This is a genomic window from Blautia sp. An46 (genome assembly GCF_002161645.1).
GTDB lineage: Bacteria > Bacillota > Clostridia > Lachnospirales > Lachnospiraceae > Blautia > Blautia ornithocaccae.
Genome location: NZ_NFIF01000014.1, coordinates 89,834 through 96,864 on the forward strand (window position 1 = coordinate 89,834; position 7,031 = coordinate 96,864).

7 protein-coding genes are annotated in these 7,031 nt (G+C 49.2%); all 7 read right to left on the reverse strand.

The features are described from left to right. Positions 1-61: 61 nt before the first annotated feature. Genes B5G00_RS12365 through B5G00_RS12395 form a run of 7 tightly spaced genes read right to left on the reverse strand, consistent with a single transcriptional unit; the run spans position 62 to position 6,896 of the window. Positions 62-646 (reverse strand): dipicolinate synthase subunit B, encoded by a 585-nt coding sequence (locus B5G00_RS12365; protein WP_087273166.1) that lies wholly within the window; start codon positions 644-646, stop codon positions 62-64. Further along, the gene (locus B5G00_RS12370) at positions 643-1,542 is read right to left on the reverse strand and encodes a dipicolinate synthase subunit DpsA (RefSeq protein ID WP_087273169.1); all 900 of its coding nucleotides are present in this window, start codon (positions 1,540-1,542) and stop codon (positions 643-645) included. Before B5G00_RS12370 ends, B5G00_RS12365 begins: the two co-directional genes overlap by 4 nt. Beyond that, complete coding sequence (locus tag B5G00_RS12375) at positions 1,539-2,597, reverse strand: ABC transporter permease (protein ID WP_087273172.1); 1,059 nt, start codon at positions 2,595-2,597, stop codon at positions 1,539-1,541. Before B5G00_RS12375 ends, B5G00_RS12370 begins: the two co-directional genes overlap by 4 nt. After that, entirely contained in the window at positions 2,590-4,173 is a 1,584-nt protein-coding gene (locus B5G00_RS12380) for a hypothetical protein (RefSeq protein WP_087273175.1), read from the reverse strand. The genes B5G00_RS12375 and B5G00_RS12380 overlap by 8 nt, the downstream gene beginning before the upstream one ends. Before the next feature lie 6 nt (positions 4,174-4,179). Beyond that, positions 4,180-5,025, reverse strand: coding sequence for a carbohydrate ABC transporter permease (locus B5G00_RS12385; protein WP_087273178.1), 846 nt, complete (start codon positions 5,023-5,025; stop codon positions 4,180-4,182). 1 nt (position 5,026) lies between these two features. Next, complete coding sequence (locus B5G00_RS12390) at positions 5,027-5,908, reverse strand: carbohydrate ABC transporter permease (protein ID WP_442856335.1); 882 nt, start codon at positions 5,906-5,908, stop codon at positions 5,027-5,029. 16 nt (positions 5,909-5,924) lie between these two features. Further along, complete coding sequence (locus B5G00_RS12395) at positions 5,925-6,896, reverse strand: extracellular solute-binding protein (RefSeq protein ID WP_162613504.1); 972 nt, start codon at positions 6,894-6,896, stop codon at positions 5,925-5,927. Positions 6,897-7,031: the final 135 nt, after the last annotated feature.

The window sequence follows — 7,031 nt, forward strand, 5'->3', positions numbered from 1 at the left end:
ATGGAGATTTTCTCATTTTTTCCCTGTCTCCTCTGTGTATACAAAATCTTCTTTCAGCCTCTCACCCTCCCATGATCAAAGGCTGGTACTGCTTTCCTTCAAGAGCCGCCTGGGCCGCCGGAATCAGCAGTTCCGTGTGAGCGATCATGGAATTCGGCTTTTTCTGGGGATTATCCTGACCAAAGGGGATAAAGTAGATGTGCTTCGCATTTAACAGCAGTCCGATGTTCTTCATATTCATGCCTAAGGCGTCGTTGGTGGAAATAGATAAAAGAAGTGGTTTTTCATTTCTCAGATGTGCTTTGGCAGCCATAAGAGCCGGCGTATCCGTAATGCCGTTCGCCAGTTTTGCAATGGTATTTCCCGTACAGGGAAGAAGGATCAGCAGATCCAGAAGGCTTCCTGGGCCGATAGGCTCTGCCTCAGAAATGGTAAGCATAGGCTTTATCCCAGTAATCCGTTCTGCTTCTTTTACAAAATCTTCCGCCTTTCCAAAGCGGCTGTCAATACTCTGAGCCGCATCAGAAAAAATCGTCTGTATCTGGGCTCCTTCCTCTGCCAGTTTTTCCAGTTCCTGAAAAACTTTTTTATAGGTGCAGAATGACCCGGTAAGGGCCACTCCGATTTTCTTTCCTTTTAAATTCATAGTGCGCCCTCCTGCTGCACAGATTCTGATAACTTTCCAAGGGCAGCCAATGCCAGAATTTCCCCTGAAGCTTTCGGAGCATACTTTCCTGGTATGCCAAGAAGATGCAAAGGAGAAAGTCCCAGCTCTTGGGCCGCCGGATAATCCAAACCTCCCGGTAAGGAGGCAATGTCTATGATACATGTATCCTTCCTTATATATTTCAGCCTTTCTTTTTCCAGGACAACACAGGGAGCAGTCTGAAAAATAAAAGCTGCCAAAGACAGGGCATGGGGAAGTTCTCTCTCCTCCAGCGCCTGAAGTCCTGCAGCTTTTGCCTGGGCAGCTTTTTCCCTGTCCTTCTCCCAGACCATTGTCCGGCAGAACATATTCTGAAGGTACCCTGCCAGTGTCCTGCCGCATCTGCCGTACCCGATCACCAGGCAGAGACTGCCTCTCAGGTTTTCCGGGCTTCGGATAATTGCCTGGGCAACGGCCCCTTCTGCGGTGGCTATGGTGTTCTCCATAGCTGTAAAGGAATCCTCCAGAAAATCAAAACATCGGATTCCTCTTTCCCCTACTTTCTTATGAAAGCTCTCCGGTATGCCTCCGGCGCAGAAGAGACTGCCCTTTTTCAAATATTTTAGAAAATTTTCCTCGGTTAAATCTATATAGAAATCCTGCCCCTGTATTCTCCCTTCTTTCCGAAAAGGAACAGGAGCAATGACCAGATCTGCATTTTCCAGTGCATCCTTCAGAGAGGACGCCTTCTTCACTTGTTCCTGCTCCGGGTCTTTTGGAAGACCGTAAACCATAACGGAAAATCCCTTCTCCCCCAGAGCTTCCGCCACATAGACCTGACGCATATCCCCGCCGGTCACTGCAGCTTTCCAGGAATGTCTGTTCAAATCTTTCAAATCCTTTTTTCTTTTATTCTATGCACAGCAGGTGTAAAATGCCAGCTGTCTTTTGGGCTCCATGCTGCAGCCAGCATCTCAAAGAAAAGACCTGACAGAGCCAGAAGAACGGTTTCCAGGGTTCCCCCCAGAATATAACTATCTGCCTGACAGAGACTGCTTTCCGTAAGCTCCCGGAAGCCTTTTATTTTCTCTTCTATCAGCTGGGGATAAAAGGACAGCTCCGACCACATGGAGGGGAAATAGTCCGGAGAAAGGCGGACACTTCTTCCCAGTCCCCAGAAAAACAGCAGCCAAAAGATACCTGCCAGAAGGTACCAGAAAAGTTTTCTCCTTTTCTCCCTTTGCTTCCCGGCTGTTCTAAGACTGCAGACTCCCACCAGAAAGCTGCCGGCCAGGATCGGAAGGAAAAGAAAAAATCTGGACAGAGCGCCGTAAAGGTTTCCTTCGAAAGTTCTGTCAGGCTCTGCCCCAGTCATCTGATAAAGAAATTCTTCTGCCTGTGAAACCGGTTCTAAATCCGAATCATAAGAAAGCCGAAAATTTTCCAGCTCCTGGTCTTCCTCTGCCCACACAGCCAGCAGGTTTTCCTCTCCCTTCAGGATTCCACGAACCAGATAGCTCTCCCCTTCAACCTGGATTTCATTTCCTATTCCCTTATCTGTTCCAAACAGCTCCTGGCTCAGTCTCCGGGAGATCACACAGCCCTGATAGTCTTCTTTCCAGGGGAAATTTCCCTGGATAAGCTGACGGGAAAAAAGTGTTTTCATTTCTCCTCTTACTTCCAGGAAGCTCCCATGTCGGACAAGGTCTGCGTTTCCTGTAAAGCTCTCCTTATCTGTCTCCTTCCAGGCTGCCACAGAAGGCAGTCCCTCCTCTTCTCTTTCCTGTATAAAAAGTTCCATCTCTTTTCCTGTAAGGACCGGGCTGTCGTAATAAAGGGTAAATTCCTGATTTCCCCGGCGGTTCTCCAAAAATCCTGTCAGAGCCAGGCCCCAGCAGGCCAGAGCCAGAAATCCCCAGAGGATAAAAGCGCCATATCTGTTTTTATTCATCTCTCAGCCTCACCTTATCTCCTTCTGTGATGTCTTTGGTACTGCCGGAAATGATCAGGTCGTCTTTTCCCAGATTTCCGGTTACTGCCGCCTGGGTGCTGTCCTTATCCTCAACTGTAATGTTTACCCGTGCCGCCCGATATTCTGTTCCCAGAACAGTTTCCCTGGATTCTGCGATCAGGCAGTAGGTACCCTGAGCATCTTCTCTCACTGCCCCAAGAGGGATCAGCATTTCATAGGAAGAACCACTCTGCTTATCAATGGAATAGGAAACCTGGGTCCCCCAGGAAGCTGCCCTTTCTTCTATATCTGCATAGAAATACCCTGCCATATCCTGGCTTTCCTCAGAAGTGCCAGAACTGCTGCCGGCTTCTGCCAGCTGGCCGTCACCGCCGGCGCCTACCTGGGTAACTTTTCCCTGGATTTTTTTCCCCTGGCCGGAGACAGATATTTCTACGGTATCCTCTGCCTCCACTTTCTCCAGATCCTGAGTCTGAAGACTTCCTTTTATCTGTAATCCTCCAGTTCCCAGAAGAAGATAGCTGCTGTCGTCTGTAATGCCTCCGGTCTGCACATTCATGCCAGTGACCACCCCTGCCTTGGAAGCCGTTACCTGTCCATTGGACTGCTGAAGCTTTTCCAGATCTGAAAGTTCCTTTTTAGCCAGATCCAGATCTACCTGTATAGACTGCTGGTTATAACTGCTCTCTGCCTGGGTTTTCTGGTCATTTGCCGCCGCTGCTGCATCTTCCTCCTGGGCAGAGGTATATGCATTCTGAGCCTGGGCCTGAGATTGGGTCTGGGCATTTAGGGAAGCCTCTGCCTCCTCCAGAGAAGCCTGAGCCTGGGAAACTGCCGCCTCATACTCTGACTGAGCCTGGGAAGCCGCCGCCTCATAGGTCTGGTCAGCCTCCTGACGGAGACTCTCTGCTTCTGCATACAGAGACTGGGCATTTTCCGTCTCCCCTTGGGCCTCCAGCTCCTGGGCCTGGGTTTCCAGCTCCTGGGCCTGATTGTATGACTCCTCCTTGGTCCGAGCCGCTGCTGCCAGTCCATTGTCATAATTACTCTGGGCCTGAGACTGGGCATTCTGACTGTCACTGAAAGCCTGATCATAATCGCTCTGGGCCTGGGCCAGACTCTGGTTAGCCAGATCCAGGTCCCTGGCCGCACTGTCTGCAGCAGCCACCCGCTCCTGGGGTTCTCCCTGGAGTCTGGCCTGTTCCAGAGATAATTCCAGCTTTTTTACCTCTGCCTGCTTCTCCTCTATAGCTTTCTGAAGATACTGGGTATCATACTGAAGCAGTACATCTCCCTGCTCCACCTGGGTTCCAATCCTGGCTGTGCTGAGGACTCTCTGTTCCTTTACAAGAGATACCAGATTCTCCTCTTTGGTCTCCACCACTGCAGTTCCGGTCAGATTCAGGTTCAGCCGCCCGGACTGATACTTCTGGGTATCTGCTATAGGAACAGTCATAGACGCTGCAGCTCTGGACAGCCCTCCTGCAGCAGCCATCAGTATGAAAAAGGCTGCGAAAGCCTTTGCCGCCATTCTTTTTTTATCTTCTAGTTTCATACACGGTTACTCCTTTAGTCCTGAAGCAATGATCCCCTGTTCCAGATAGCTCTGGCCCCAGGCAAAAAGAAACACCGAAGGAGCCATGATCAGTACCGAGGCAGCAAAGGATGTTCCCACATCGTTTAAAGTAATGCTGCTCAGATACAGGGAAACAGGAAATTTGCTTTTTGTTTTTAAAAAAGTCATAGGAGGCTCAATGGCATTCCAGTATTCCAAAAAATTCAGAATCAGAGAAGAAATGATCCCCGGAAGTCCCAGAGGCAGCCCTACATAGAAAAAAGCCTGGGATTCTCCTGCCCCGTCTACCTTTGCGGCCTCCAGAAGGGAGTCTGGTATCCCCTGAAAAAATTTAGTCATAAGGAAAACCGGAAGGGCAGAAAAAACTCCGGGAAGGATCACCGCCCAGTGTGTGTCCAGAATATTGAAAAAGGAAAGGACACTGTAACTGGACACCATAGTCACCTGAAAAGGAAGGATCATCAGGATCATATACAGATAGACCAGGATCCTCCGGCCTCTGAAGGAATACCTGCCCAGGGCCCAGGCTGCGGGGATTCCGAAAAGAAGCTGTCCGAAAAGGATGGGAAATACCTGTCTTACAGAATTCCAGAACATAACGAAAAAGTCCGGACTATCCAGCAAAAGCTGAATATAAGCTCTCAGTGTGGGATACAGAGGAAACAGCTTCCATTCCAGATTTCCCTTATTCCCATAAAGGATACTTCCATAACTGGCGGTCAGCTCTTCCTGCCCCATAAGAGAATTTACCCCCAGGAGTATCACCGGAAACAGAAACACAAGAACCGCTGCTGTGAGAAAGATCCAGATCAGTATTCTCTTTTTTCGCATATCACTGTTTCCACCTCTCTTCTGCTTTCTGGCAGAGAATCAGAAAGATTCCCAGCACAGCCGCCAGCATCACCGCTCCTGCGGTCATCTTCTGCATGTCTAACTTCGTAAACCAGTTATTAAAAAGATTCTGCAGCATGTATATGCTGTCATGGGGATAATTCCCGGCGATCATCCAGGCCTCCCGGAAAACCTTGAAAGCATTGACCAGGGACAGAGTTCCTGTAAGGAATGCGGTCTGGACCAGCAGGGGCCTGGTAATAAACCAGAAACACTGAACTTCTCCGGCTCCGTCTATCCTGGCCGCTTCATAAAGACTCTCCGGGATCCCCAGAAGGCCGGAGAGCCACAGGATCATGTCGTAGCCCAGATTTTTCCAGATATAGACTGCCACCAGCACTCCGAAAGCCCCGGAACTGTTCATATAATCCGGTCCCTGTATGTGGAAAATTTCCAGGATATGGTTCAGAATTCCTTCCCGGTCAAAGAAAAGCTGCCAGAAAAGCACCACAGAAGCCGCCGGCACTGCCATGGGAAGGAGAAAGCCGCTTTTTAAAAGATTTCCTTTTCTCCCCAGTCTTTCAAGAAGAAGGGCAACGAAAAGGGAAAGGCCCAGGAGCAGAGGAAGACAGATCAGAAGAAATTTTCCCGTGTTCCCTGCTGCCAACCTGAAGGCCTGGTTTTCTATGACTGTCCGGTAATTCTCCAGCCCTACAAATCCGGTTCCCACCGCTTTCTGAAAAGACCGCCGGAACACATCTATAAAAGGGATCAGGGTAAAGATCCCCACCCCCAGCAGACTGGGGGCCAGAAGGATCCAGGGCAGGAAATTTTTCCTGCCGCCGGGATTTCTTCTGTATCTCCTCTTGGTTCCCGGTTGGATTTTCTTTTCACGGACTTTATTCCGCCAGGTACAGTTCCATTTTATCGGACATATCCTGTGCTGCTTCCTGGGCACTGACATCGCCTCCTGCATAATTCTCCACACATTCCAGGAAGGTATTGCGCACCGTCCTGTCTATCAAAAGAGAGGTATCTGCCTGTTTTGCCATATCCACGATCTGCTGTACCTGATCCGCCGAGGGCATGCCGTAATCTCTGGAAGGGCCGCCATCGTAGCTGGTAGATATGGTCATATCAGAGGCGTCCGAAATCTGGGGAAGTTTTTCCAGGCTTTCCACCCTCACCGGAAGTCCTTCCAGATAGTCTCCCACCTGGATCTCGTCAGACAGAACCGTCTCCATAAAATCTTTGGCCAGCTCCTTTTGACTGGAAGAACTGTTGATCCCCATACGGTTCGCCGGAGTGTACATGTTATTTACATTTTCTGCAGTCATCTCCGGGTGTTTCGTAAAAATATCAAACATCATAGCCATACTGCTGATACCGTTTATATCATTCACCCCGGTAATATCTGTATCGTCATAGAGTTCGTCCATACCGATAGAGGCAAAAGCAGACATTCCTTTTCCCGAGGTAACCTGGCTGCTGAACCCTGTGTTCCAGGCTTCTTCCATGGCTTCCGAAGGATTGGCGTCCCAGATGACCTTTGCTGTTTCCAGGATCCGGACTAAAGCTTCCTGAGAGAAAACTCCATTTTCCTGGATATCCTGATAGTTAGCCGCAAAGAGGAGATAAGCCACCTGCTGAAGAGAAGCAGCTCCCAGTACCCTTCCATTTGGGTTTTCCTCCATATACTGTGTAATGCTTTCCAGGGTATCCAGCCGTTTTATGGTCTCCTGGGTTCCATAATATACCGGGAGAGAAAAGGCCGCCGGCAGTTCATAGTTTTTCCCGTCAACTGCTGTGCCTTTCACAACATTTTCCAGAATGGTTCCGTCCGACACCAGCTGCTGAACATCATCTGTCAAGTCTTCCAGGACTCCTCTTCCTATAATGTCAAGCCTAAAATCGTTGATTTTTCAGGCTTTTTCTAACTTGTTACCTCATATAAACAGAGCCAAAAGTGATGAACAGTCATAGTATCTTGTACTGAATAGCTATAG

What these genes read in the sequence shown, in the direction of transcription:
- B5G00_RS12365 (WP_087273166.1), bottom strand. Translation starts at nt 646, where the DNA reads ATGAATTTAAAAGGAAAGAAAATCGGAGTGGCCCTTACCGGGTCATTC.
- B5G00_RS12375 (WP_087273172.1), bottom strand. Translation starts at nt 2,597, where the DNA reads ATGAATAAAAACAGATATGGCGCTTTTATCCTCTGGGGATTTCTGGCT.
- B5G00_RS12380 (WP_087273175.1), bottom strand. Translation starts at nt 4,173, where the DNA reads ATGAAACTAGAAGATAAAAAAAGAATGGCGGCAAAGGCTTTCGCAGCC.
- B5G00_RS12385 (WP_087273178.1), bottom strand. Translation starts at nt 5,025, where the DNA reads ATGCGAAAAAAGAGAATACTGATCTGGATCTTTCTCACAGCAGCGGTT.